21 protein-coding genes and 3 tRNA genes are annotated in these 23,405 nt (G+C 69.3%); 16 read left to right on the top strand and 8 right to left on the bottom strand.

Annotated elements, in window-relative coordinates:
* From MJQ72_RS21450 to MJQ72_RS21440, 3 genes are all read right to left on the bottom strand, one after another.
* Positions 1-71, bottom strand: a tRNA-Cys gene (locus tag MJQ72_RS21450).
* Between the two features lie 25 nt (positions 72-96).
* Positions 97-169, bottom strand: a tRNA-Gly gene (locus MJQ72_RS21445).
* A gap of 136 nt (positions 170-305) precedes the next feature.
* Positions 306-731: an SsgA family sporulation/cell division regulator gene (locus MJQ72_RS21440; RefSeq protein WP_005159130.1), complete on the bottom strand. Its 426-nt coding sequence runs from the start codon at positions 729-731 to the stop codon at positions 306-308.
* A 400-nt stretch (positions 732-1,131) separates the two neighbouring features.
* Here MJQ72_RS21440 and MJQ72_RS21435 point away from each other — a divergent pair.
* The 5 genes from MJQ72_RS21435 to MJQ72_RS21415 all read left to right on the top strand — a co-directional run bounded on the left by MJQ72_RS21435 (position 1,132) and on the right by MJQ72_RS21415 (position 7,066).
* Positions 1,132-1,203 (top strand) — tRNA-Val (locus tag MJQ72_RS21435).
* Positions 1,204-2,084: 881 nt separating this feature from the next.
* On the top strand, positions 2,085-3,611 hold the full coding sequence (locus MJQ72_RS21430) for a sugar transferase (RefSeq protein ID WP_240601129.1): 1,527 nt from the start codon (positions 2,085-2,087) through the stop codon (positions 3,609-3,611).
* Between the two features lie 108 nt (positions 3,612-3,719).
* The gene (locus tag MJQ72_RS21425; protein ID WP_240601128.1) at positions 3,720-4,334 is read left to right on the top strand and encodes a malonic semialdehyde reductase; all 615 of its coding nucleotides are present in this window, start codon (positions 3,720-3,722) and stop codon (positions 4,332-4,334) included.
* Positions 4,335-4,472: 138 nt separating this feature from the next.
* The gene (gene thrS / locus MJQ72_RS21420; protein WP_240601127.1) at positions 4,473-6,533 is read left to right on the top strand and encodes a threonine--tRNA ligase; all 2,061 of its coding nucleotides are present in this window, start codon (positions 4,473-4,475) and stop codon (positions 6,531-6,533) included.
* On the top strand, positions 6,530-7,066 hold the full coding sequence (locus MJQ72_RS21415) for an HIT domain-containing protein (RefSeq protein ID WP_240601126.1): 537 nt from the start codon (positions 6,530-6,532) through the stop codon (positions 7,064-7,066). The genes thrS and MJQ72_RS21415 overlap by 4 nt, the downstream gene beginning before the upstream one ends.
* 88 nt (positions 7,067-7,154) lie before the next feature.
* On the opposite strand, the gene MJQ72_RS21410 is transcribed toward MJQ72_RS21415, so the two are convergent.
* The gene (locus tag MJQ72_RS21410; RefSeq protein WP_240601125.1) at positions 7,155-7,697 is read right to left on the bottom strand and encodes a YceI family protein; all 543 of its coding nucleotides are present in this window, start codon (positions 7,695-7,697) and stop codon (positions 7,155-7,157) included.
* Positions 7,698-7,802: 105 nt separating this feature from the next.
* Here MJQ72_RS21410 and MJQ72_RS21405 point away from each other — a divergent pair, with 105 nt between their 5' ends.
* From MJQ72_RS21405 to MJQ72_RS21380, 6 genes are all read left to right on the top strand, one after another.
* Entirely contained in the window at positions 7,803-8,345 is a 543-nt protein-coding gene (locus MJQ72_RS21405; RefSeq protein ID WP_240601124.1) for a MarR family winged helix-turn-helix transcriptional regulator, read from the top strand.
* A 104-nt stretch (positions 8,346-8,449) separates the two neighbouring features.
* Positions 8,450-9,091 carry a phosphatidylinositol phosphate synthase gene (gene pgsA / locus MJQ72_RS21400; protein WP_016334780.1) on the top strand — a complete coding sequence of 214 codons (642 nt, stop codon included), beginning with the start codon at positions 8,450-8,452 and terminating at the stop codon, positions 9,089-9,091.
* Complete coding sequence (locus tag MJQ72_RS21395) at positions 9,088-10,005, top strand: phosphatidylinositol mannoside acyltransferase (protein ID WP_240601123.1); 918 nt, start codon at positions 9,088-9,090, stop codon at positions 10,003-10,005. The genes pgsA and MJQ72_RS21395 overlap by 4 nt, the downstream gene beginning before the upstream one ends.
* Positions 10,006-10,027: 22 nt before the next feature.
* Entirely contained in the window at positions 10,028-11,173 is a 1,146-nt protein-coding gene (locus tag MJQ72_RS21390; protein ID WP_072030876.1) for a glycosyltransferase family 4 protein, read from the top strand.
* Complete coding sequence (locus MJQ72_RS21385) at positions 11,170-11,652, top strand: NUDIX hydrolase (protein ID WP_240601122.1); 483 nt, start codon at positions 11,170-11,172, stop codon at positions 11,650-11,652. The genes MJQ72_RS21390 and MJQ72_RS21385 overlap by 4 nt, the downstream gene beginning before the upstream one ends.
* Before the next feature lie 189 nt (positions 11,653-11,841).
* Positions 11,842-12,303, top strand: coding sequence for an XdhC family protein (locus MJQ72_RS21380; protein ID WP_240601121.1), 462 nt, complete (start codon positions 11,842-11,844; stop codon positions 12,301-12,303).
* Here MJQ72_RS21380 and MJQ72_RS21375 read toward each other — a convergent pair.
* Positions 12,297-14,405, bottom strand: a complete 2,109-nt coding sequence (locus tag MJQ72_RS21375) for an elongation factor G-like protein EF-G2 (RefSeq protein ID WP_240601120.1) — start codon at positions 14,403-14,405, stop codon at positions 12,297-12,299. The genes MJQ72_RS21380 and MJQ72_RS21375 overlap by 7 nt on opposite strands.
* Before the next feature lie 163 nt (positions 14,406-14,568).
* On the opposite strand from MJQ72_RS21375, the gene MJQ72_RS21370 reads away from it, so the two are divergent.
* The gene (locus MJQ72_RS21370; protein ID WP_240601119.1) at positions 14,569-15,984 is read left to right on the top strand and encodes an FAD-binding oxidoreductase; all 1,416 of its coding nucleotides are present in this window, start codon (positions 14,569-14,571) and stop codon (positions 15,982-15,984) included.
* A gap of 182 nt (positions 15,985-16,166) precedes the next feature.
* The gene (gene pdxS, locus MJQ72_RS21365) at positions 16,167-17,081 is read left to right on the top strand and encodes a pyridoxal 5'-phosphate synthase lyase subunit PdxS (RefSeq protein WP_396426973.1); all 915 of its coding nucleotides are present in this window, start codon (positions 16,167-16,169) and stop codon (positions 17,079-17,081) included.
* Between the two features lie 51 nt (positions 17,082-17,132).
* Here the strand turns inward: pdxS and MJQ72_RS21360 are convergent, their stop codons facing one another.
* Positions 17,133-17,558 (bottom strand): PaaI family thioesterase, encoded by a 426-nt coding sequence (locus tag MJQ72_RS21360; RefSeq protein WP_240601118.1) that lies wholly within the window; start codon positions 17,556-17,558, stop codon positions 17,133-17,135.
* A gap of 76 nt (positions 17,559-17,634) precedes the next feature.
* Here MJQ72_RS21360 and MJQ72_RS21355 point away from each other — a divergent pair, with 76 nt between their 5' ends.
* The 3 genes from MJQ72_RS21355 (at position 17,635) to MJQ72_RS21345 (ending at position 21,467) form a co-directional block, all read left to right on the top strand.
* Positions 17,635-18,051 (top strand): DUF6892 domain-containing protein, encoded by a 417-nt coding sequence (locus MJQ72_RS21355; protein ID WP_240601117.1) that lies wholly within the window; start codon positions 17,635-17,637, stop codon positions 18,049-18,051.
* Positions 18,052-18,174: 123 nt separating this feature from the next.
* The gene (locus MJQ72_RS21350; RefSeq protein ID WP_240601116.1) at positions 18,175-18,675 is read left to right on the top strand and encodes a peptidase inhibitor family I36 protein; all 501 of its coding nucleotides are present in this window, start codon (positions 18,175-18,177) and stop codon (positions 18,673-18,675) included.
* A gap of 89 nt (positions 18,676-18,764) precedes the next feature.
* Positions 18,765-21,467 carry a BTAD domain-containing putative transcriptional regulator gene (locus MJQ72_RS21345; RefSeq protein ID WP_240601115.1) on the top strand — a complete coding sequence of 901 codons (2,703 nt, stop codon included), beginning with the start codon at positions 18,765-18,767 and terminating at the stop codon, positions 21,465-21,467.
* Between the two features lie 137 nt (positions 21,468-21,604).
* On the opposite strand, the gene MJQ72_RS21340 is transcribed toward MJQ72_RS21345, so the two are convergent.
* The gene (locus MJQ72_RS21340; RefSeq protein WP_240601114.1) at positions 21,605-22,666 is read right to left on the bottom strand and encodes a P1 family peptidase; all 1,062 of its coding nucleotides are present in this window, start codon (positions 22,664-22,666) and stop codon (positions 21,605-21,607) included.
* Positions 22,663-23,274, bottom strand: coding sequence for a TetR/AcrR family transcriptional regulator (locus MJQ72_RS21335; RefSeq protein WP_240601113.1), 612 nt, complete (start codon positions 23,272-23,274; stop codon positions 22,663-22,665). Before MJQ72_RS21335 ends, MJQ72_RS21340 begins: the two co-directional genes overlap by 4 nt.
* Positions 23,275-23,405: the final 131 nt, after the last annotated feature.

Raw genomic sequence — 23,405 nt, 5'->3', positions numbered from 1 at the left:
AGGTGGAGACGGGATTCGAACCCGTGTACACGGCTTTGCAGGCCGTTGCCTCGCCTCTCGGCCACTCCACCGTGTCAGGCCCGAGAGGGCCTTCCGAGCGGATGACGGGATTCGAACCCGCGACCCTCACCTTGGCAAGGTGATGCGCTACCAGCTGCGCTACATCCGCACATCCTCGGTCTGGATGGGAGTTCAGGACCTCGCGGTTCTGTCTCTCACCCCGTCGCCGTGGTGTGTGTGAACACTATCCGATCCCGAAAACGGCTCTGCAACCGGGGTGCCACTTGCTGTTCGCAAGCCCGTCATCAGGCCAGATCGTTGGGAATCAGGTGCGTCAGGGCGTCGTCGACGTCGACCCACAGGTGCTCGTTGCCCGGGAGCACGACGTCGTAGGTCCGGTCGAGGAAGTCGGCCAGCTCCTGAGCGGACGCCTCGAACATGGCGTGCCCGGACGGCGAGTTCAGTTCGATGAGGACGGACTCGGGGTCTTCGACGGAGGGGCGGATGCGTACGTCGCCGTCACCCGCGTCGGCCAGCAGGCCGTCGGCGAGGAGGTCGCGCGCGTAGACCCACTCGACCCAGCCGGCGCGGCCGGTGCGGAAGGCGGCCACGACCGCGTACGGGTCGCGGGTGTCGTATCGCAGTTCCACCTTGACCGGGACCGCGGGGGTCCGCGGTGCCAGGAGGTCGAACACCGCCGTCGAGCGGAGCGTCACGTGATCGTTGCGCATCGTCCTACCCTTCGTCTCCTTCCCGGCCCGGTCGAACCGAGTGGCGATGATGTGACGTATCGGCCGGCTGATCGGAACGCGGTTTTGCCGCAGATCACCCGGACGGGGTCATCGGACCCCGGGTCCATGCTCCGTCACCCCATCATCACCCGCGCGACGCGCAGCCCTACATGCGCCCTGCAGGCAGTCCACATGTACATACTGCGCGGTTTAGTCGTCACGCGATAGCACCGTCGCACGAATGTCGAAACGCGTCGCGGGCGGCCCCCGGCCGTGACAACCCCGACTAGCTCGTGGTTGTTCGCTCCGTATTTGCTGGTGAGCGGAGTGTGGTCGGAGGGAACCACCCGTTTGCAGGCCCCCTAAAGTCGTGGGGTAGAGTCTGCCGGACACCGCGAGCGGGCGATTAGCTCAGCGGGAGAGCGCTTCGTTCACACCGAAGAGGTCACTGGTTCGATCCCAGTATCGCCCACCGGATGAAGGCCCTGGACCGTTGGTCCGGGGCCTTGATTCATTCTCGGCCACTGTCGGCGGTGAGCCGTCCGGCGGCATTCGATCCCCAGGTCGGACGCGGGTTGTGTGGGGGCGGTACTTCTGCCGTCGCGGGCTGCCCGGCCGATGCGGGCGAATTCGCCCGGGGCGCGGGTGCTGCCGGTTCGAAGATCTCCGAAGTCCGCCCTTCCGGCCGGTGTGGACATTCGCCGGAGATCTCGTGTCGCGACGCGAAAATGTCACATGATCCGATCATTGAGACTTCTTTGTGATCCTGGGCACGAACCGGCCGCGCAAAGGTTCAGACCACGAAGAAAGTGATGCAGGGCATGGCCGGGCGGCTCACTCGTCCGGTTCCGGCCGCGGGGCTGCCGTGACGTTGACGTGATGTGACGAAACGCCACACCGGTGACCGATTGACAAGGTAGGTCGGCGCGCGGTGGGCGCACTCGGCGGGCCACGGTCCTCCCGGGGTGTGGAATCCACAGTGGACCGGCCGGAGATCGACTTCGGCGCACCGTCCACTGTGGAGTTTTCCGGGTTGTTCGGCCGATCGGGGAAGCGGTGCTCCAAGTGGCCGGAAGCCAGGGGAATTGGTGACTACTTTGAGTAGTTGTTCGGAGGATACGGTCTATTACGCATCGTCATCATCTTGTTATCAACACGGCATTCATTTGCCGGATGCTCGCCCAGGGTGTGGCTGGAAATCCTTGTAACGATGGCCGGAGAGTGGCCGATACCTTGGCGTGTGTCGCCCCATCGGCCGCTGAGAGACCTTGAGAATCGATCACTCTTCGAGATCACTCTCATTTACTCAGCGTGTTGATCCGGCGTTCGGGAATCCCCACTCCGGGAGGTCTGATGGAAGAGTCGGTGCGGCCGTCGTCCACCGTCAACGGGACGCCGCAGCACATCGACCTCCAGTCGATTCCGCTTCCTCCGCAAAGGGACGCCGGCGACGCCGCCGCGGTCGACACGCCGTCGGCGCGGCCCCCTTACGCGGCTTGGGAATCGCGCTACCGCGCCTGGGTCATCGGTAGTGACGTTTTCACCGCGTTCGTGCTCATCGTGATGAGTGCCTTCTTGATCGATCGATCCGATCCGCACGACATGCACGCGCTCGGTACCGCCGCGGCCTTCCTGTTCGGGTTGTCGGTCTGCCGTGCCTGGAGTCCGCGTGTACTCGGCGAGGGCGCGGAGGAGTATCGGACGCTGGGGCGTGGCCTCGTGGCCACCGCCGTCCTCGTCGCGTTGGGCGGCCTGCTCTTCGGCGCGCTCGCCGTGCAACCGTGGGTCTTCATCGTCGTCCCGATGATCTCGGTCTTCATGTTCCTGCAGCGGTACGCGCTGAGACAGGTGCTGCACCGGCGCAGACGGCTCGGTGAATGCCTGCTGCCGGTGCTCGCGGCCGGAAGTCCCGACACGGTCGCCGACCTGATCGCCCGCACCAAGGCCGATCCCCACGTCGGCTGGCGGGTGGAGGCCGTCTGCACGTATTCCGGGGCCGGCGCGGAGCGGGGGAGCGGCGAGGTGGAAGGCGTCCCGATCGTCGGGAAGCTCGACGACCTCGCGGGCCACGTCCGCCGCGGCGGCTACCGGGTGGTCGCCGTGACCGCCGATCAGCACTGGAACCCGAAGCGCCTGCAGCGGCTCGCCTGGGATCTCGAAGGAACCTCGGCCGAGATGGTGGTCGCGCCGATGCTCATGGAGGTCGCCGGGCCCCGGCTGAACGTCTCGGGCGTGCTCGGCATGCCGCTGCTGCGGGTGACCGCGCCGATGTTCACCGGCGGCCGCCGTCTGGTCAAGGAGGCGCTCGACCGGTTCGGCTCGGCCCTGCTCCTCACCCTCTTTTCCCCGCTGCTGCTGGCGATCGCGGTCGCGATCAAAGTCGACGACCGCGGCCCGGTGATCTACCGGCAGCGTCGCGTCGGCCGCGACGGGCACACCTTCACGATGCTGAAGTTCCGCACGATGGTGACGAACGCCGACAAGCTCAAGCAGGATCTCCAGTCGGACAACGAAGGCGCGGGCCCGCTGTTCAAGATGCGCAAGGACCCGCGGGTGACCCGGGTCGGCGGACTTCTTCGCCGGTACTCCCTCGACGAGCTGCCGCAGCTGCTCAACGTCGTGAGCGGGCGGATGTCGCTCGTCGGCCCTCGTCCGCCGCTGCCGGAGGAGACTGCGAAGTACGCCCCCGACGCGCGCCGCCGTCTCCTGGTCAAGCCGGGACTGACGGGGCTTTGGCAGGTCAGCGGCCGCAGCGACCTCAGCTGGGCCGAGAGCATCCGCCTCGACCTGCGCTACGTCGAGGACTGGTCGCTCGCGCTCGATCTGGTGATCCTCTGGAAGACCTTCCGCGCCGTGGTGCAGGGACGAGGTGCCTACTGACGCTTTCCTGTGACCGGACCCACACACAGAGATAGTTGAGCGAGAAATAGTTCAGCGCTCAACTAGGTTGGGACGGGTACAGGACGCGTACGGAAGGAAGATCCACCCATGACCACCAGCGTTGAGCTGACGGAAGCCCTGAACCTCCCGCAGGACGTGCAGGACCTGTTGTTCCGCGAAGCCCGCACCGCGAACAACTTCAGCGACGAGCCGGTGACCGACGAGCAGATCCGCGCGATCTACGAGCTGGTCAAATGGGCCCCGACGTCGATGAACAACCAGCCGCTGCGCGCGCTGGTGATCCGCACCGAAGAGGGCAAGAAGCGGCTCTCCCCGCTGATGTCCGAGGGCAACCGCGCCAAGACCGAGGCCGCGCCGGTGACCGTCGTGCTGGCCGCCGACACCGAGTTCCACGAGAACCTGCCGCGGACCTTCCCGCACTTCCCGGGCGCCAAGGACCTGTTCGCCGACGAGGCGGGCCGCGTCGAGACCGCCAAGCTCAACGCGCTGCTGCAGGTCGGTTACTTCATCATCGGCGTCCGCGCCGCCGGGCTGGCCGCCGGCCCGATGACCGGCTTCGACGCCGAGGGCATCGACAAGGAGTTCTTCGCGGACAAGCCGTGGAAGTCCCTCGTCGTGATCAACGTCGGCAAGCCGGGTGAGAACCCCTGGTTCGACCGCCTGCCGCGGCTGGACTTCGACGAGGTCGTCGAGACCGTCTGACCTCGTTCCCCGATACGCGAAGGCCTTCTTCCCATGGGAAGGAGGCCTTCGTGGTGTTAGGGGTAATGCGCGTGAGCCGCGCCGCACCTGACGACTAACATCACGGGAACCATCCGCTTTAACCGCGAGGAGTCCATCGTGTCCCAGCCGTCGTCAGTAGCAGCCGCAACCGCCCCGCGCGTGGTGGTACCGGCGGGCACTACGGCGGGCACCGCGGTCCGCGAAGCCGGGCTGCCGACCAAGGGGCCGGACACGATCGTCGTCGTGCGTGACGCCGAGGGGAACCTCCGCGACCTTTCCTGGGCGCCGGAGGCCGAGGCCGAGGTCGAAGCCGTCGCGGCGAACACCGAGGACGGCCGCAGCGTCATCCGCCACTCGGCCGCCCACGTGCTCGCCCAGGCGGTGCAGCAGCAGTTCCCGCAGGCCAAGCTGGGCATCGGCCCGCCGGTCAAGGACGGCTTCTACTACGACTTCGCCGTCGACACCCCGTTCACCCCGGAAGACCTGCAGGCGCTCGAGAAGCGCATGAAGCAGATCGTGAAGGGCGCGCAACAGTTCTCCCGCCGCGTCTTCGACTCGGTCGACGAGGCCAAGAAGGAACTGGCCGACGAGCCGTTCAAGCTGGAACTCGTCGACATCAAGTCCGATGTGGACACTTCCGAGGTGATGGAGGTGGGCGGCGGCGAGCTGACCATCTACGACAACCTCGACCCGCGCACCAAGGAGCGCGTGTGGAGCGACCTCTGCCGAGGCCCGCACGTGCCGACCACCAAGTTCATCCCGGCGTTCAAGCTCACCCGCGTCGCCGCCGCGTACTGGCGCGGTGACGACAAGAACCCGCAGCTGCAGCGGATCTACGGCACCGCGTGGGAATCCGCCGAGGCGCAGGACGTCTACCTGGAGCGCCTGGCCGAGGCCGAGCGGCGCGACCACCGCAAGCTGGGTGTCGAGCTGGACCTGTTCTCCTTCCCCGACGAGATCGGCTCGGGGCTGCCGGTGTTCCACCCCAAGGGCGGGATCATCCGGCAGGAGATGGAGAACTACTCGCGCCAGCGGCACGTCGAGGCCGGGTACGACTTCGTCTACTCGCCGCACATCACCAAGGGCGCGCTGTTCGAGACCTCCGGCCACCTCGACTGGTACCGCGACGGCATGTACCCGGCGATGCACCTCGACGCCGAGCACAACGAGGACGGTTCGGTCCGCAAACCCGGCCAGGACTACTACCTCAAGCCGATGAACTGCCCGTTCCACGACCTGATCTTCCGTTCGCGCGGGCGTTCCTACCGGGAACTGCCGCTGCGGATGTTCGAGTTCGGTTCGGTGTACCGCTACGAGAAGTCCGGCGTGATCCACGGCTTGACCCGAGTGCGCGGCATGACGCAGGACGACGCGCATATCTTCTGCACCCTGGAGCAGGTCCCCGGCGAGCTGAAGTCCCTTTTGGACTTCGTGCTGAACTTGTTGCGCGACTACGGCCTCGACGACTTCTACCTCGAACTGTCCACTCGGAACGAGGAGAAGTACATCGGTTCCGAGGAGGTCTGGGCCGAGGCGACCGAGGTGCTCCGCACCGCCGCCGTGGACTCCGGGCTGGAACTGGTGCCGGATCCGGGTGGCGCCGCGTTCTACGGGCCCAAGATCTCCGTGCAGGCGAAGGACGCGCTGGGCCGTACCTGGCAGATGTCGACCATCCAGCTGGACTTCATGCTGCCCGAGAAGTTCGAACTGGAGTACACCGCGGGCGACGGCAGCCGTCAGCGTCCGGTGATGATCCACCGCGCGCTGTTCGGTTCGATCGAGCGGTTCTTCGGCGTGCTGACGGAGCACTACGCGGGCGCGTTCCCGGCGTGGCTGTCGCCGGTGCAGGTGGTCGGCATCCCGATCACCGAGGACCAGGTGGAGCACCTGCGCGGGGTCGAGAAGGCGCTGCGGGCCAAGGGGATCCGGGTCGACATCGATGCGAGTGGCGACCGGATGCAGAAGAAGATCCGCACCCACACCACACAGAAGGTGCCCTTCATGCTGCTGGCGGGCGCGAAGGACGTCGAGGCGGGCGCGGTGTCGTTCCGGTTCCGCGACGGCGGCCAGATCAACAGCGTCCCGGTGGCCGACGCGGTCGAGGCGATCGCCGGCTGGGTCCAGCGCCGTGAGAACGCTTCGCCGACCGTGGCGGGCTTGGAGGCGGTACTCCGGTGACGGGCCTCGATGGCCCTGAAACCGTCGGACAGGACGGTGTGGGGGTCCCGGACGCGTTGCAGCGGCTGTGGACCCCGCATCGGCTCGCCTACGTGCAGGGGTCGAAGAGACCCGACGAGGGGTGCCCGTTCTGCCATCTCCCCGAGAAGAGTGACGAGGACGCGTTGATCCTAGCGCGCGGGAAGACGGTGTACGCGGTGCTGAACCTGTACCCGTACAACCCCGGTCACCTGATGGCCGTGCCGTACCGCCATGTCGCGGACTACACGGACCTGACGCCGGAGGAGACCACCGAGGTGGCGGAGTTCACCCAGCACGCGATGCGGGTGATCCGGGAGGTGTCGTCGGCGCACGGGTTCAACATCGGGATGAACCAGGGCGTGATCGCCGGCGCGGGCATCGCCGCGCATCTGCATCAGCACGTGGTGCCGAGGTGGGGTGGCGACGCGAACTTCATGCCGGTGATCGGGCATACGAAGGTGTTGCCGCAGTTGCTGGGGGAGACGCGGCAGTTGCTGGCGGACGCCTGGTAATTCTCGGACAGACGGAAGTACATAAAGGCCCCCTTCCCTGCGTCTAGCGCGGGGAAGGGGGCCTTCATGACATCTGGGGAGAAGTGCCTCAGGCGTTGAGAGCGGCCTGCAGCTCGATGTCGATCTTGACCTTCTCGGACAGGAAGGCGTTGCCCTCCGGGCCGATGCCGAAGTCGCGGCGGTTCACGGTGGCGGTGGCCGAGACGCCGAGGGTGGTGGCGTTGTCGTTGGCCGGGTTGGTGCCGATGCCGTTGAACTCCGCCTCCAGCGAGACCGGGACGGTCTTGCCGCGCCAGGTCAGCTCGCCGTCGATGACGTAGTCGCCGCCGTCCTCGCGGATGCCGGTCGAGCGGAAGGTGATGACCGGGTGCTCGTCGACGTGGAAGAAGTCCTCGGACTTGAGGTGCGTGTCACGCCCGTCGACGCCGCTGGCGACCGACGAGGCGTCGATCTCGACGGTGACCGACGAGTCGAGGATGTTGTCGGCCGTGACGACCTCACCGGTGAAGGCGGTGAAGTTGCCGCGGGACTTCGCCAGGCCGAGGTGCTTCACGGTGTAGGCGATGTCGGAGTGGGCGGTGTCGATCGTCCACTTGCCTGTGACGTAGCCCGGGATTTCGGTGGTGGTCATGAAGTCGATCTCCAAAGTCTGTGGTGAACCCTGAGCTGGTTGAGCGCTCAACCATGACTGTAGCGCAATTTGGTTGAGCGCTCAACCAGGGGTAGAATGGGCGTCATGTCCGAACCCCGATGGCTCTCCGACGAGGAGCAAAAAGTCTGGCGCGACTTCTCCGCGGCCACGCGGATGCTGCAAGCGCATCTGGAGGGCCAGCTTCAGCACGAGGCGGGCATGCCCCACACCTACTACGAAGTGCTCGTCGCCCTTTCCGAGGCGCCCGAGCGGCGGCTGCGGATGAGCGAACTCGCCGACGCGCGCAAAGCGTCACGCAGCAGGCTCTCGCACGCGGTCGCGCGCCTCGAAGCGAACGGCTGGGTGCGTCGTGAGTCCTGTCCCACCGACAAACGCGGTTCGTGGGCGGTGCTCACTCCCGCGGGTTTCGCCGCGCTGGAGGAGGCCGCGCCCGGGCACGTCGAGGCCGTCCGCGAGAGCCTCTTCGATCCGCTGACCCCCGAACAGGTGAAGGCGCTCGGCGAGATCAGCGCCGCCGTGCTGGGGCGGCTGTCGCCGAAATGCGCCGCGGCCGAGGCGGAATTGGCGCTGCGGGAAGAGGGTCTCGCGGACCTCGCCGACTCGGCCGAACTGGCCAAAGCGGACTGACCGGGAGCCGGTCCAGGGGCGGGCGCGACGACGGGTGTCGGTGCGGGTGGATAGGCTTCGGGCGGCCACCCGACCCTGCTGCTTTAGGTGCACCTGAAGAACCGATGCTCAACATTTTCGCGCGCGCCTCAGTTTCCCGCGTCACCGACCCGATGGGGAAGGTGCTCGTGCGCGCCGGTCTGACCCCCAACGCGATGACCGTCATCGGCACGGCCGGGGCGGTGCTGTGCGCGCTCGGGTTCTTTCCCAACGACATGCTGCTGTGGGGCACCTTCACCGTCTGGGGCTTCGCGATGCTGGACCTGCTCGACGGCGCGATGGCCCGCGCCCGCGGGTACGGCACGGCCTTCGGGGCCGTCCTCGACGCGACCTGCGACAGGCTGGTCGACGGCGCGTTGTTCGCCGCGATCGCCTGGTGGTGCTTCGTCCACGACGACAACCGCCCGGCCGCGGCCGCCGCGCTGATCTGCCTGGTGCTCGCGCAGGTCATCTCGTACGTCAAGGCCCGCGCCGAGGCGTCCGGGCTGGAGGCGGACGGCGGCCTCGTCGAACGCGCGGAACGCCTGATCATCGCCCTCGTGGGAACCGGACTGCACGGTCTCGGCGTTCCGTACACCGTGGACATCACGCTCTGGCTCCTCGCGGTGCTTTCGGTGATCACCCTGCTGCAGCGGACGGCCGCGGTGGCCAAGGCGGCACGGGCCGCCAAGGCGGCGGGGCCACCCGCCGCGGAGGGCGGGGCATGAGCGGGTTCTCCCAGCGGCTCAGTGACTTCGGCTACGCGGCCGGCTGGCGGCTCGCGCGCTGGCTGCCGGAGTCGATGGGCTCGGTGACCTTCGGGCTGGGCGCCGATCTGGCCGTCCGGCGGGACGGCGGCGGAGTGCGCCAGCTTCGGCGCAATCTCGCCAGGGTCGTGCCGCAGGCCGACGGCGTCGAACTCGACGAGCTGACCCGTCGCGCGATGCGGTCGTACGCCCGCTACTGGCACGAGATGTTCCGCCTGCCCTCCATGGACCACAAGGAGGTCAGCCGCAAGGTCGCCCAGTCGATCACCGGCGTGGAGAACCTCGACGCCGCCCTCGCCGAGGGCAACGGCGCGGTGATGGCGCTGCCCCACAGCGGGAACTGGGACGCGGCAGGCGTCTGGCTCGCGGACTACCTCGGCGGCTTCACCACGGTCGCGGAGCGGCTGAAGCCCGAATCGCTGTACCAGCGGTTCGTGTCCTACCGGGAATCGCTCGGTTTCGAGATCGTCCCGCTGACCGGCGACAGCTCCGCGATGCGCGTACTGCTCAAACGGCTACGGGAGAACAAGGCGATCTGCCTGGTGGGGGACCGGGACCTGACGAACTCCGGTGTGCCGGTCAAGTTCTTCGGCGAGCAGACCCGGATGCCGGGCGGGCCCGCCCGGCTGGCCGCCACCACCGGGGCCGCGCTGATCCCGGCCGGCTGCTGGTTCACCGAGGACGGCTGGCAGATCCGCCTGCACCCGCGGATCCGGGTCACGAACCGGTCCGAGGTCCCGGCGGCCACCCAGGCGCTGGCGGACATCTTCGCCGGGGACATCGCCGCGCATCCGGCCGACTGGCACATGATGCAGAAGTTCTGGCTCTCCGATTTCGAAGCCGGGGAACAGGCCGAACTCGGCGAAGCGAGCTGAGCCGATGGCTGGGTCGCGGGTGATGAAAATCGGGATCGTCTGCCCGTACTCGTTCGACGTGCCGGGCGGCGTGCAAGGGCACGTCATCGATCTCGCGAAGGCGCTGCTGGCGCGCGGGCACCAGGTCTCCGTGCTCGCGCCGGCGGACGAGGACTCCGACGTCCCGGATTTCGTGGTCCCCGCCGGCAAGGCGCTCGGTATCCCGTACAACGGTTCGGTCGCGCGGCTGCAGTTCGGCCCGGTGTCCTACGCCAGGGTGCGGCGGTGGATCCGCGACGGCGACTTCGACGTCCTGCACCTGCACGAACCCGCCGCGCCGAGTCTTTCCTTGCTGGCACTGAAGGTCGCGGACGGCCCGATCGTGGCGACCTTCCACACCGCGACGACGCGTTCGCGCACGCTGGCGGCGTTCCAGCCGGTGCTGCGGCCGCTGCTGGAGAAGATCACCGCACGGATCGCGGTTTCGGCGCTGGCCCGCCGGGTCCAGGTCGAGCACGCCGGGGGCGACGCGGTCGAGGTGCCCAACGGGGTCGACGTCGACTTCTTCTCCCGCGCGCTCCCGCTGGACGGCTACCCGCGAGCGGGCGGCACGGTCGGGTTCGTCGGGCGGTACACCGAGCCCCGCAAGGGGATGGGGGTGCTGCTGGAGGCGCTGCGGATGCTGCTTCCGGAGTTCGAGGAGCTGCGGCTGCTGGTCGTCGGCCGCGGCGACGCCGATCAGCTCCGGCGCGAGGCCGGGCCGGAGCTGGCGCCGCATATCGATCTGCTCGGCCAGGTCGACGACGAGACGAAGGCCCGGGCGCTGCGCAGTGTCGACGTCTACTGCGCGCCGAACACGGGCGGCGAGAGTTTCGGCATGATCCTCACCGAGGCGATGGCGGCGGGCACGCCCGTATTGGCGAGCGGCTTGGACTCGTTCCGCCGCGTCCTCGACGACGGCAAGGCCGGGATGCTGACCGAGACCGGCGACGCGGCGGCGCTGGCCGACGGGTTGCGCGAGCTGCTCGGAGACCCGGCCCGCCGGGCGTCGCTGGCGGCGGCCGCCGGGGAGCGGGTCGCGATGTTCGACTGGTCCGTGGTCACCACGCAGGTCCTGCGCGTGTACGAAACGGCCATCGCCGCCGACCCCCGCCGGGTCGGCGCGGGTGAACGCGAGTTCAGCCGGTGACGACCTGGGTGTGGATCGGCGGTCTGGTGGCCGCGATCGTGGTGTTGGGCGGGTTGTTCCTGCTCGCGACGGCGAACCGGCTCGACCGGCTGCACGTCCGCACGGACGCGGGCTGGGCGGCGCTCGACGCGGCCCTCGCGCGGCGTGCCGTCGTCGCCAGGGCGGCCGCCGCGATCCTGGGCGACGAGGAGCTGCGCGCGCTGGGCGAGCGCGCCGAGCGGGCGCCGAGGCCGGATCGCGAGGCCGAGGAAAGCGAACTGACGCTGCGGCTGGCCCGGGTCGATCGCGCGGCCTTGCCTTCTCCGCTGGCCGAAGAGCTGACCGACGCCGAGCATCGCGTCGTCATCGCGCGGCGCGTGCACAACGACGCCGTCCGGGACACCCTGCACCTCAGGCGGCGCCGGAAGGTCCGTTACTTCGGCCTCGCCGGGACGGCCCCGCTTCCGGAATACTTCGAGATCGCCGAGCCCGAACTTTAGAGCCGGTTGGCGGAGCTGAAGTTGGATCTGAAAGGCGACCGAACGTGTGAACCCGCCCCGGCCGAAGGCCCCGCTATCGCGGTGGCAGGGCGCCCTGTTCACTATCGTGACGCGGAAGACCAGGTGGCGCCCTGCCGACGTCGATAGCGGACGCGGGTTCACCAAACAGGCACTAGGGAGGACGGACCCATGAGCGATCGGCTGCTGGTGGCGGTGTTCGCGACGCCGGTCGCGTCGTTCCTCCTGCGCTACGGCAAGGACCTCGGCTACAAGGCCGTGCTGTTCGAGCCGGACGGCGCACGCGCGACGGACGTCGAGACCGGCCTGGAGGCCGTCACGACGGTGCCGGAACTCGGCGCGGACGCCGACGTCGTCGTCACCGATCACGACCGGCCCGAGCTGGGGGAGGTGCTCAAGGCCGTGCTGGACCGCCCGGCGCGGTGGGTCGGGGTGCTCGGCAATCCGCGCCACGCCGGCCCGCATGTCGCCGCGCTCAAGGCACTGGACGTCCCGGACCACGAGATCGCGCGCGTCCACCGCCCCGTCGGGCTGAACATCGGCTCACGCACGCCACCCGAGATCGCCGTCGCCACCCTGGCCGGTCTGCTGGCGGACCGGAACGGACGGCCAGGCGGCTTCGAGTTTCAGTAGGCCACCGCCCCTTCCGGCATCGGCTCGAACCGGGCGTGCCTGCGGGTGAACGTCGCCGTGCCCGAGGTCAGGGAACGCAGATCGATCGCGTAGCGCAGCAGCTCCACGGCGGGCACCTCGGCGCGGATGACCGTGCGGCCACCTTCACCCGATTCGGTGCCGAGTACGCGGCCACGCCGGGACGAGAGATCGCCCAGCACGGTGCCCAGATGCTCGTCCGGAAGCCGCACCGCCACCTCTTCGAGTGGTTCGAGCAGCGCGATCTTGCCCGCCGCGGCGGCCTCCTTCAGCGCCAGCGCGCCCGCCGTCTGGAAAGCGGCGTCCGACGAGTCGACGCTGTGCGCCTTGCCGTCGACGAGGGTCACCCGGATGTCGATCAGCGGATGGCCGTCGACGATCCCTCGCTGGGCTTGGGCCCGGACTCCCTTTTCGACACTCGGGATGAACTGGTGTGGCACCGAGCCGCCGACGACCTTGTCCACGAACTCGAAGCCCGACCCCCTCGGCAGCGGCTGGACCTCGATGTCGCATACGGCGAACTGGCCGTGCCCGCCGGATTGCTTGACGTGCCGCCCGTGCCCGCGAGCCGGCCCGGCGAAGGTCGAGCGCAGGCTGATGCGGACGGGTTCGGTGTCCACGTCGGCGCCTCCCGCGCGCAGCCGCGACAGCACGACGTCGGCGTGGGCCTCGCCCATGCACCACAGCACGAGCTGGTTGGTCTCGGCGTTGCGATCCAGCCGGAGGGTGGGGTCGCCCGCGACGAGCCGGGAGAGGTTGCGCGCCAGCGTGTCCTCGTCGCTGCGCGTCTTCGCGATGACGGCGACCGGCAGCAGCGGCTCCGGCATCGCCCACGGCTTCATGATCAGCGGGTCTTCCGGTGAGGAAACGGTGTCCCCGGTTTCCGCCGAGCCGACCTTGGTGAGCGCGCAGAGGTCGCCGGCGATGCAGTACGGGACTTCGCGCAGGTTCGCCCCGAGCGGCGAGTACAGATGCGCGACCCGTTCGTCGGCGTCGTGATCCTCGTGACCGCGTTCGGCGAGGCCGTGGCCCGAGACGTGCACCGGCCGTTCCGGGCGCAGGGTCCCGGAGAACACCCGCACCAGCGACACACGGCCGACGTAGGAGTCGACGGCGGTCCGGACGACCTCGGCCGCCAGCGGGCCCTCGGGATCGGCGCGAAGCCCGGCGTGTGGCTCCCCGGTGGGCGAGGTGACCTCCGGCGGGACATGCTCCAGCGGCGACGGGAAGGCACGCACGATCCCGTCGAGGACTTCCGCCAGCCCGACGCCGGTCGTCGCGCACACCGGGATGACCGGATGGAAGGAACCGCGGGCGACGGCGGTCTCGAGGTCGGCGATCAGCGTGTCCTCCGCGATCTCCTCGCCGGAGAGGTACCGGTCCATCAGGGTCTCGTCCTCGCTCTCGGCGATGATCCCTTCGATCAGCTCGTTGCGCGCCTCGGTCATCCGGGTGAGCACCGCGTCGTCCGGCTCGCCGACCTGGGGCGGGAAGCCTTGCGAGTAGTCGAAGTAGCGTCGCGTGATGAGCCCGACGAGCCCGTCGCGCTCGGGCAGGTACAGCGGCAGGACACCGGCGCCGAAGGCCTCCTGGCAAGCGGCGATCTCGCCTTCGGGGTCGGCGCGGTGATGGTCCAGCCGGGAGACGACCACCGCCCTCGGCATGCCGACCGCGGCGCATTCCTCCCAGACCGCGACCGTGGCCGCGTCGACGCCTTCCGCCGCGCAGACCACGAACAACGCCGCGTCGGCGGCGCGGAGCCCGGCCCGCAGTTCGCCGACGAAATCGGCGTACCCCGGGGTGTCGATGAGATTGATCTTGTGGCCCTGGTGCAGGACCGGCGCGACCGAGAGGCCGACCGACCGTTGCTGCCGGACCGCGGCGGGATCGTGGTCGCACACCGTGGTCCCGTCCACCACCGAGCCTGCCCGCGTCACCGTGCCGGACGCGGCGAGCAGTGCTTCGGCGAGTGTCGTCTTCCCCGATCCCGAGGGGCCGACCAGGACGACGTTGCGGACTTTCGCCGGGTCGTCCACAGCGACGGCGGCCCCGGAGTCTCCGTTCTTGCTCTGTTTGTCGGCCATGCCGATCTCCTCACCACACGATGCCGCGTACAGGTGTGTCCTCGATCACACACCCGCGACGGGCGTCGCGGCAAGGCGACCGGCGAGGGACCCCCCGAATGTCGACGCGCCGTTATGCTCGATGGCGGACACCCGGAGGCGATCCGACGGTGGGGGATGAGCGATGGAGCTCGACAGACGCACGGTGTTACGGCTGGCGGGGGCGGTCCCGATGATGGCGGTGCCCGCCGCGATTCCCGAGGGCGGTGGCCCGTGGGAACGGCTGCGCGCCCGGCTGGCGGGTGAGCTGTTCCGGCCCGGCGACCCCGGCTACGACGAAATGAGGCTCGGGTTCTTCAGCCTCTACGACCATCGGCTGCCGTCCGGTGTCGCGGTCTGCGCGAATGAGGACGACGTCCGCCATTGTGTCGATTTCGCGGCCAGGCAGCGGATTCCGATCGCGGCCCGTTCGGGCGGGCACAGTTACGCCGGCTATTCCACTGTGGACAAAGGACTCGTCGTCGACCTGTCCCGGCTGACCGCGGTCCGGATCCTGCCCGGTGGCCGGGCGGAGATCGGGGCGGGCGCGCGGCTCGGCCGGGTGTACGAGGTCTTGGCGGCGGCGGGGCGTGCGCTGCCCGCCGGCAGTTGCCCTCAGGTCGGCATCGCCGGGCTGACCCTCGGCGGCGGGATCGGGGTTCTGGGGCGAAAGTACGGCCTGACCTGCGACAACGTCGAGTCCGTCCGCTTCGTCGGCGCGGACGGGAAGGCGTACCCGGTGTCGGCGGAGACGGCGCCGGACCTACTGTGGGCGTTGCGCGGTGGGGGCGGGGGCAACTTCGGCATCGTCACGTCGTTCACCTTCCGCACGGTGGCGGCCAGGACGCTGACGAATTTCACCTTGGTCTTCCCGCCCGCCGCGCTGGCGGCCTTGGTCGCGGCCTGGCAGGAATGGCAGCCCGCGATGCCGGACGAGTTGTGGTCGGGGATGGGCCTCGGCGCCGCGGCCGCGAACTGCGGCGGCTGCCTCGTGGGCTCCGCCGCACAGGTCAACCCGTTGCTGGACGACCTGGTCCGCCGCGTCGGCGTCCAGCCGACCAAACGCGAAGTGACCGAACAGGGTCACCTGGCCACGATGCGGACCTTCGCCCAGGAGGCCGCGTTCCCCGCAGCGGTCGCGGAGCGCGGGGAGTACGTGGCCACGTCGCGGATGCTGACCCATCCGGTGCCCGATCCCGACGCGCTGGCGGGGTTGCTGGCGAGCGATCCGCATCTGTATTCGATCGTGGACGCGTACGGCGGCGCGATCGCGCGGGTGCCGTCGAGTGAGTCGTGCTTCCCGTACCGGTCCGCGCTGGGCAGTATCCAGATCGTCCGCGGCCTGGAAGGCGGCGAGGCGTACGCCCGCCAGGTGATCGGCGGGGTCCGAGACGAACTTGGCCGCGAGTACGGGCGGGCCGGGTACATCAATTACATCGACCCGGAGATGCCGGACTGGGCCGAGGCGTACTACGGCGAAAGCCTGCCGCGGCTGCGCCGGATCGCGCGGAAGTACGACCCGGACGGCCTGTTCGCCTTCGAGCAGGGCCTGGCCCCCTGACGCGTTTCGTCCTCTGGATGCGGTAGTTCGACGGCGAACTACCGCATCCAGAGGACGAAACGCGAGGGAGGTCACCCAGTGGACTGCTGAAATCGCCGCGAACTGGCCTGCTTCAGAGGTCCAAAAGCGGCATACCCTCGGAGGCGTCACCCTCACTCGTGCGCTTTCCGAAAGGTCCAGCAGTGTCTGACGACTCCACGAACACGGCCACCACCTCGCTCACCGGCACCGCCCGGGTCAAGCGCGGGATGGCGGAGATGCTCAAGGGCGGTGTGATCATGGACGTGGTCACCGCCGAGCAGGCGAAGATCGCCGAGGACGCCGGCGCCGTCGCGGTGATGGCGCTCGAGCGGGTCCCCGCGGACATCCGCGCGCAGGGCGGCGTCGCCCGGATGAGCGACCCGGATCTGATCGACGGCATCATCGAGGCCGTTTCGATCCCCGTCATGGCGAAGGCCCGCATCGGCCACTTCGTCGAGGCTCAGCTGCTCCAGTCGCTCGGCGTCGACTACATCGACGAGTCCGAGGTGCTGACCCCGGCCGACTACGAGAACCACATCGACAAGTGGGCCTTCACCGTGCCCTTCGTCTGTGGTGCCACCAACTTCGGCGAGGCGCTGCGCCGCATCAACGAGGGCGCGGCGATGATCCGGTCCAAGGGCGAGGCCGGCACCGGCGACGTCTCGAACGCGACCACGCACATGCGCAAGATCCGCGCCGAACTGCGCCGCCTCTCCTCGCTGCCCGAGGACGAGCTTTACGTCGCGGCGAAGGAACTCCAGGCCCCGTACGAGCTCGTCAAGGAGGTCGCGGCGAAGGGCAAGCTCCCGGTCGTGCTGTTCACCGCGGGCGGTATCGCGACCCCGGCCGACGCCGCGATGATGATGCAGCTCGGTGCCGAAGGCGTGTTCGTCGGCTCGGGTATCTTCAAGTCCGGCAACCCGGCACAGCGTGCCGAGGCGATCGTCAAGGCCACCACGTTCTACGACGACCCGGACGTCATCGCGAAGGTTTCGCGTGGCCTCGGTGAAGCGATGGTCGGGATCAACGTCGACGACGTGCCCGAGCCGCACCGTCTGTCCGAGCGCGGCTGGTAGCAGCCAGACGGCCCGGCGCTCCTCGCTGAGCGCCGGGCCGTTCCGCGTCGATCAGCGGGTCGGGCCGTTCCTGGTCAGCACGCTTCCCTGTGCCGCGGCGGTGAGCGTCTTGGTCCCGTCCCGGCCGATGACGTGCAGGTCGCAGCGGCACGTTGCCCGACGCCGGCCGCTGTGCAGGACCCGCGCCTCCGCGACGAGCCGGATCCCCTGTGCCGGCCGCAGATAGTCGATGCTGAAGCCGCCGGTGAGGACATCCGGACCCAGTGTGGTCCCGGCCGCGAAGGTGATCGCGTTGTCCGCGGCATAGGCGAGTACGCCGCCGTGGAGATATCCGTTCTGTTGCAACAGGTCTTCGCGGATGTCGAGTTCCAGTGCCGCCGCGCCGTCGCCGAAGGACGCCACCCTGGCGCCGAGCAGGACGCTGAACGGTTGCGAGGCGAGGCCCTTCCGGGCGTCTTCGAGTGTCAGTGTGGTCATCAGGCCACCATCCTGCCATCGGACCATTTGCCCGGAAGCCGACCCGATCGGGCAGGCCGGCCGATAAGGTCCGGGCATGAGCCAGACGATCCAGTTCGCCGACCCCAACTTCAAGCTCGCCGTGGTCCAAGAACTGATGTACAACCAGGAACTCCTCCCGAAGTTCGACCTGCGGGAGTACGCCGCCGAGAAGGGCTTCACCTACGACGCCGGGAGCGTCGAGGCGGTCCCCGAGGCGTTGGCCTACTTCGCGGAGCTCGAGGTTCCCGCGGAGCTCGCGGAGAAGATCACCGAGATCGAGATGGACGGCGGCAACGAGATCTATCTGGAGATCGCGCCGAACTGGGACGGCGAGGACTCCCTGTTCGACGTCGACGAGTTCGCCGACGTCGCCCACTTTCCGAACCTGAAGTCGATGACTTTGCTCTTCACGGGCAACGAAGAGGCGCTGGAGTCGTTGCGCGCCCGTGGTATCGAGGCGGACTGGCTCTGATCGGCGACCAGCGAATCTAAGCACCTGGATCGCGTTCCCTTTTCGACTGCTTAGGCATCGGGAAGCGGGGCGCGGGACCTTGATTCCGGCGTGCGGAGGGCACGCCGGGATCAAGGAGGACAAATGCGCACTCTTCGGTTCGTTTCCGCCGCTTTGGGGGCCGCCGCGATCGCGGCGGCACTCGTGGCGACGCCCGCTTCGGCCGCGACGGACGGGGCGGCCGCCCTGAAGTCGGCCGGGGTCGACGCGGCGAAGCTGGCTCCCGGGTGGAAGGTCGTCGGCGACCAGATCGTCTGGAACGGCGGGGAGACCACGCTGTCGTTGTCGTCCAGCGCGGCCAGCAACTGCCAGGCGAACTACGTGTGCCTGTACGAGCATCGCGACTTCGGCGGACGGCGGCTGCAGTTCCGGGACCCGGGGCTGAAGAATCTGGTCGACTACGGATTCAACGACCAGATGTCGTCCTGGCACAACCGGCGCTCCGTCGACGCCCGCTGGTACTACAACATCGGCAGCGGGACCAGCCGCTGCATGCAGGCGAACTCGCAGTCGTCGTATGTCGGGAACGCCGACAACGACCAGGCGAGTTCGTTGAGAATTTACACGTCGGCCGGCGCCTGCTGAGCGAGGTGTTCCTTCGAATGCCGGACGCCGCCCCCGGATATTTCTGAGACTCTCGACTGGGGTGTCTCGATTTACTGGGGGAGAAATCGGTGAAGGAAAAGAACCTCTATTTCTATCGCCTGTTCGGTGAACCCGCGGCCGAGTGGCAGGGCACGGACCTGCCGCTCGGCCCGCCACAGGCGCGCCGGGTGTTCGCGCTCCTGCTGATCGAGGCGGGCCGCCCGGTGCCGTCGAGCCGGATCATCGACGAGCTGTGGGGCGAAACGCCGCCCGCATCGGCGAAGGTCCAGATCCAGGGGCTCATCTCGGGCCTGCGCCGCGCCTTGCGCTCGCCACGGGGCGAACAGCCGATCCTGACCAGGGGAGCGGCGTACCAGCTCGACGCGCGGCCGGAGGACACCGACACCGGCCGCTTCACCTGCCTCGCCGCGCGGGGTCGTGAACTGCTGGCCCGTGACCGCCACCGCGAGGCGGCCCGGCACTTCCGGGACGCGCTCGAACTCCTACGCGGGCCGGTACTGGCGGGGATCCCCGCCGCGGCCGAGGTCGTCGCGCGCTGGGAGGAGGAACGGCTTTCGCTTCTGGAGGACAAGGCCGAGGCCGAACTCGGGCTCGGCGAGCACGACCGGCTGGTGCCCGAACTTCGTGACCTGCTCACGGCCGCCCCGTTCCGGGAACGGGTCTGCGGGCTGTTGATGACCGCGCTCGCCCGGGCAGGCCGCGTGGCCGAGGCGCTCGACGTCTACGCTGGATGGCGTCGCAGGCTGGTGGACGAACTCGGGGTCGAGCCTTCGCCGTCGATCCGCTCCCTGCACTGCGAGATCCTGCGCGACGGCCAGGGCGGGACGACGCGCGAGTATCCCGCGTACCAGGAACCCGCCGTGCCGAGCCAGCTGCCGCCGGGCATCCCGGACTTCGTCGGCAGGGACGCGCTGATCGCGGATCTGCTGGCGGAACTGCGCCGGGACGACGGCCGCGAAACCCCACCCGTGGTGCTGCTGACCGGCGCCGGCGGGATCGGGAAGTCGTCGCTCGCGATCAGGCTCGCGCATCAGGTCGCGGACGACTATCCCGACGGCAGGTTGTACGCGGCCCTGCGCGGGACCACGAACGAGCCCCGGTCTCCGGAGGCCGTGCTCGCCGGGTTTCTGCGCGCGTTCGGCGTGCCGACCGACGGGATCCCGGCGGACGTCGACGATTGCGCCTGCCTGTTCCGCAGCCTGGTCCATGGGCGCCGCGTGCTGCTCGTCCTCGACGACGCCGCCGGTGAGGCCCAGCTGCGGCCGTTGCTGCCCGCCGGTGGCGGCTGCGCGGTGATCGTCACGAGCCGGTTGGTCCTGGCCGGGCTCGAACTCGGCAGACAGGTCCCGGTCGACGTCCTGCCGGCGGCCGACGCGGCGGCCCTGCTCGCGAAACTCACCGAGATCGACGAAGACCCCGTTGCCGCGCAACAGGTTCTCGAACACTGCGGCGGGCTCCCGCTGGCGTTGCGGATCGTCGGCAGCCGGATCGGCGACCGCACGGGCTGGCGGCTCGCCGACGTCGCGGGGGAGCTGTCGGTCGAACGACGGCGGCTGGATTGGCTGTGCACAGGGGATCTCGCCGTCCGCGGCAGTCTAGCCCTCGGCTACCGGCAGCTGGCGCCGGACCGGCAGCGGCTGTTCCGCAGGCTGGGTTTGCTGCCTCCGGCCGACTTCCCGGCCTGGGCGGCGGCGCTCGCCGACGACGGGGCGCCCGAAGTGACGGCTCGCGCGCTGGAAGACCTGCGGCATCGGAACATGGTCCAGCCAGCCCCGCGTGCCACCGGCGCTCCCCGTTACCGGGTGCACGATCTCTTGCGCGCGTTCGCCGTCGAAGAGGTCGCCACCGAACCGGAGCAGGACCGCGCGGACACGACCGAGCGGGTGCTCGGCGGCTGGCTCTGGCTCGCGGAGAAGGCCGCGGACCGATTGTCCCGCAGCGTGTTGCGACCGGAACCCGGCACCGCGGCCAGGACCTCGCTCGACGCAGGGCTGGTGGCCGAACCGCTCTCATGGTTCCGGGACGAAGTGCCCGCGCTGGAGGCCGCCGTCTCGCACGCGGCGGACGCCGGCCTCGGCGAGCTCGCCTGGGAACTCGCCGTCGTGTCCGCGTCGTACTTCGACCACAGTGGACTGTACGCGGAATGGGCACGGTGCCACCGGTGCGCGCTCGCCGCGGCGAGGGAGTCGGGATGCGCGCGCGGGGAAGCCGCCTTGCTGCGGGGAATCGGCCAGATCCACCTGTACCGGGACGACTTCCGGACGGCGTGCGAAGCGCTCACCGAGTCGTGCCGCATCAGCGACCGGATCGGCGACCGGGCGGGCCGGGCCAGGGCGCTGACCGGGCTCTGCGTGCTCGCGCGGGCGGCCGGGCGACCGGAAACCTCGCGCGCCACGGCGAGCCGGGCGCTGGCCGTCTTCCGCGAGATCGGTGACGTGCTCGGCATGGCGCACGCGCACACCTCGTCCGCCGTCGCGAGTACCGACCTCGGTCTTCTCGACGAGGCCGAGGCGGAACTGGACGAGGCGGCGCGGCTTTGCGCCGAGCTGAACGACCCGCATCGCACGGCGCTCGTCCTGCGCAGGCGGGGACAACTGCATCTGCGGCGCGACGACCGGCGGAGCGCGATGTCGTGCCTGCGCCGCGCGCTCGACCTACTCGACTCGCTTTCCGACGAGATCTGCGCCTCGCGGGTCCGGCTGGATCTCGCGCGAATCCGCGCGAGATCCGGCGACCGGCCGCCGTCGGGGAAGGTGCTGATCAGGACCTAGCGCACCCGAGCTGGAGGTTCGTCGTCGGTACGGGTGGGGAAGTGACCGGGGTGAAGGCTCCCTTCACCGCGTTAGACGCGGCGAAGGGAGCCTTCACCCCGCCACCAACGCGCCCGTGACACGTTCGACACGCGGCACTAGCGCCACCGCCCGGTCGGCAGCGCGGGAACCCGGTGCCCGCGGTGACCGGTCATCTCGTCGTTCGAGAACAGCGCGTTGAGCACCGCTTCCTCGGTCGCCTGCACGACGGCCTCGAAGAAGGGATCGAGCCTGCCCCACGGGACGAACCGCATGCTTTCGTACTCGGCTTCGCCCGTCTGCGGGAACCGGCTGGTGAGCGCCCCCGGATTCGCCGTGCTGAACGCCAGGAAGAGGTCGCCGGAGAAATGCGAACCCGCGGTGCCCGTGCGGGCGAGGCCGAGCGGGACACGGCGGGCGAGCGACGTGCATTGCCCGGGCAGCAGGGGAGCGTCGGTGCCGACGATCACGATCACCGACCCGGCACCCGCCGGCGCCGCCCAGGCCTCCTCCATCGGGTTGTCGGCGCCGAGCTCGACGCCGACGTGCTCGCCCGCGACGGTGAGTTCGCGACGTGAGCCGAAGTTGGCCTGTACCAACGCTCCCACGGTGTACTCGTCGTCCCCATAGGACACGACGCGGGAGGCCGTGCCGGTGCCGCCCTTGAAGCCGTAACAGGTCATCCCGGTGCCGCCGCCGACGGAGCCTTCGCGGACCGGGCCCGGCCGCGCGGCATCGATCGCGGCGATGGCGTGTCCACTGTGGATGGTCGGTGCGGTGCTGTCGTTCAGGTACCCGTCCCAGGTTTCGGCGACCACCGGCAGCAGCCATTCGGCGGCGACGTCGGGCCGCTCGCGCACGACCCAGTCGATCGTGCCGCGATGGCACGCGCCGACGGCGTGCGTGGAGGTGATCAGCACCGGCAGGGTCAGCGAACCGGTCTCGGCCAGCCAGGCGGTGCCGGTCATCTCGCCGTTGCCGTTGAGGGCGTACGTCCCGGCCGCGCACGGCACGGCGAAGTCCTCGCGTCCGCGAGGCAGGACGGCGGTGACGCCGGTGCGCACCGATTCGCCCTCGACGAGGGTCGTGAAACCGATCTCGACGCCGGGCACGTCGGTGAGCGCGTTGTGCTCGCCGGTCCGGCCGGGCAGCGGGACACCCAGGTCGCGGGCGCGGGTCATGGACGGTCCTCCAAGGGGTTCGAGGTGGCTGTGCGGGCGTAGGAGAGCAACATCGCTTCGGCGGTGGCGATTTCCAGCGTCGGCACGGCCTGGGTGAGGTGCAGGCCGTAGCCGTCTTCCAGCGCGACGAGGTTCCGCGCGATCGACACCGGATCCGCGGTCAGCGTGAACTCGCCGGTGGCCGCGCCCGCTTCGAGGATGCCGGTGTAGATCCGCACCTGCTGCTCGTAGAGCGTGATGTGCCGGGCGGCGTACACGGGATCGCGGCGCGCGATCGTGCCGAGTTCGTAGAGCAGCACGCAGAGTTCGTCGTCGGGACCGGTCGGCAGCCCGCTGCGGATCATCGCCCGCAGCCGGTCGGACGGCTTCGTCGTCGCGCTCGCGGATCGCTCCCTCGCCGAGCAGAATCGCGCCACCGCCTCGCGCTGCACCTCCTGGAGCAGATCGGCGAGGGTGGGGAAGTAGTACAGGACCGAACCCGGCGAGAGGCCCGCGCCCTCGGCGACGTCCCTCAGCCGCAGGTTCAGCACGCCGCGGTCGAGGACGGCCTGTCTGGCCACCTCGATCAGTTCGGCCCGTCGCTCCGGTGCCTTGCTCGGTCTCGCCATGGCTTCATTCTTCGAATCTTGTTCGAAAAACGCAAGAGCTGCGCGCGATCAGCTCTTGACGTCACACCGTGGAGGGCCTTTGATGCGTGCTCAACAGTTCTTCGAAGGAGATTCAAGGAACCTACCTTGTA

This window comes from Amycolatopsis sp. EV170708-02-1 (assembly GCF_022479115.1).
Taxonomy (GTDB): domain Bacteria; phylum Actinomycetota; class Actinomycetes; order Mycobacteriales; family Pseudonocardiaceae; genus Amycolatopsis.
Note: the sequence above shows the minus strand (reverse complement) of the source record. Positions and strands in the feature narration are given on the sequence as shown.

Coding starts and splice junctions, on each gene's coding strand:
- MJQ72_RS21350 (WP_240601116.1), top strand. CDS start 18,175: ATGCGCACTCTTCGGTTCGTTTCCGCCGCTTTGGGGGCCGCCGCGATC.
- MJQ72_RS21375 (WP_240601120.1), bottom strand. CDS start 14,405: ATGGCCGACAAACAGAGCAAGAACGGAGACTCCGGGGCCGCCGTCGCT.
- MJQ72_RS21370 (WP_240601119.1), top strand. CDS start 14,569: ATGGAGCTCGACAGACGCACGGTGTTACGGCTGGCGGGGGCGGTCCCG.
- MJQ72_RS21425 (WP_240601128.1), top strand. CDS start 3,720: ATGACCACCAGCGTTGAGCTGACGGAAGCCCTGAACCTCCCGCAGGAC.
- MJQ72_RS21355 (WP_240601117.1), top strand. CDS start 17,635: ATGAGCCAGACGATCCAGTTCGCCGACCCCAACTTCAAGCTCGCCGTG.
- MJQ72_RS21430 (WP_240601129.1), top strand. CDS start 2,085: ATGGAAGAGTCGGTGCGGCCGTCGTCCACCGTCAACGGGACGCCGCAG.
- MJQ72_RS21390 (WP_072030876.1), top strand. CDS start 10,028: ATGAAAATCGGGATCGTCTGCCCGTACTCGTTCGACGTGCCGGGCGGC.
- MJQ72_RS21340 (WP_240601114.1), bottom strand. CDS start 22,666: ATGACCCGCGCCCGCGACCTGGGTGTCCCGCTGCCCGGCCGGACCGGC.
- MJQ72_RS21410 (WP_240601125.1), bottom strand. CDS start 7,697: ATGACCACCACCGAAATCCCGGGCTACGTCACAGGCAAGTGGACGATC.
- MJQ72_RS21440 (WP_005159130.1), bottom strand. CDS start 731: ATGCGCAACGATCACGTGACGCTCCGCTCGACGGCGGTGTTCGACCTC.
- MJQ72_RS21335 (WP_240601113.1), bottom strand. CDS start 23,274: ATGGCGAGACCGAGCAAGGCACCGGAGCGACGGGCCGAACTGATCGAG.
- MJQ72_RS21395 (WP_240601123.1), top strand. CDS start 9,088: ATGAGCGGGTTCTCCCAGCGGCTCAGTGACTTCGGCTACGCGGCCGGC.
- MJQ72_RS21405 (WP_240601124.1), top strand. CDS start 7,803: ATGTCCGAACCCCGATGGCTCTCCGACGAGGAGCAAAAAGTCTGGCGC.
- MJQ72_RS21360 (WP_240601118.1), bottom strand. CDS start 17,558: ATGACCACACTGACACTCGAAGACGCCCGGAAGGGCCTCGCCTCGCAA.
- MJQ72_RS21380 (WP_240601121.1), top strand. CDS start 11,842: ATGAGCGATCGGCTGCTGGTGGCGGTGTTCGCGACGCCGGTCGCGTCG.
- pgsA (WP_016334780.1), top strand. CDS start 8,450: ATGCTCAACATTTTCGCGCGCGCCTCAGTTTCCCGCGTCACCGACCCG.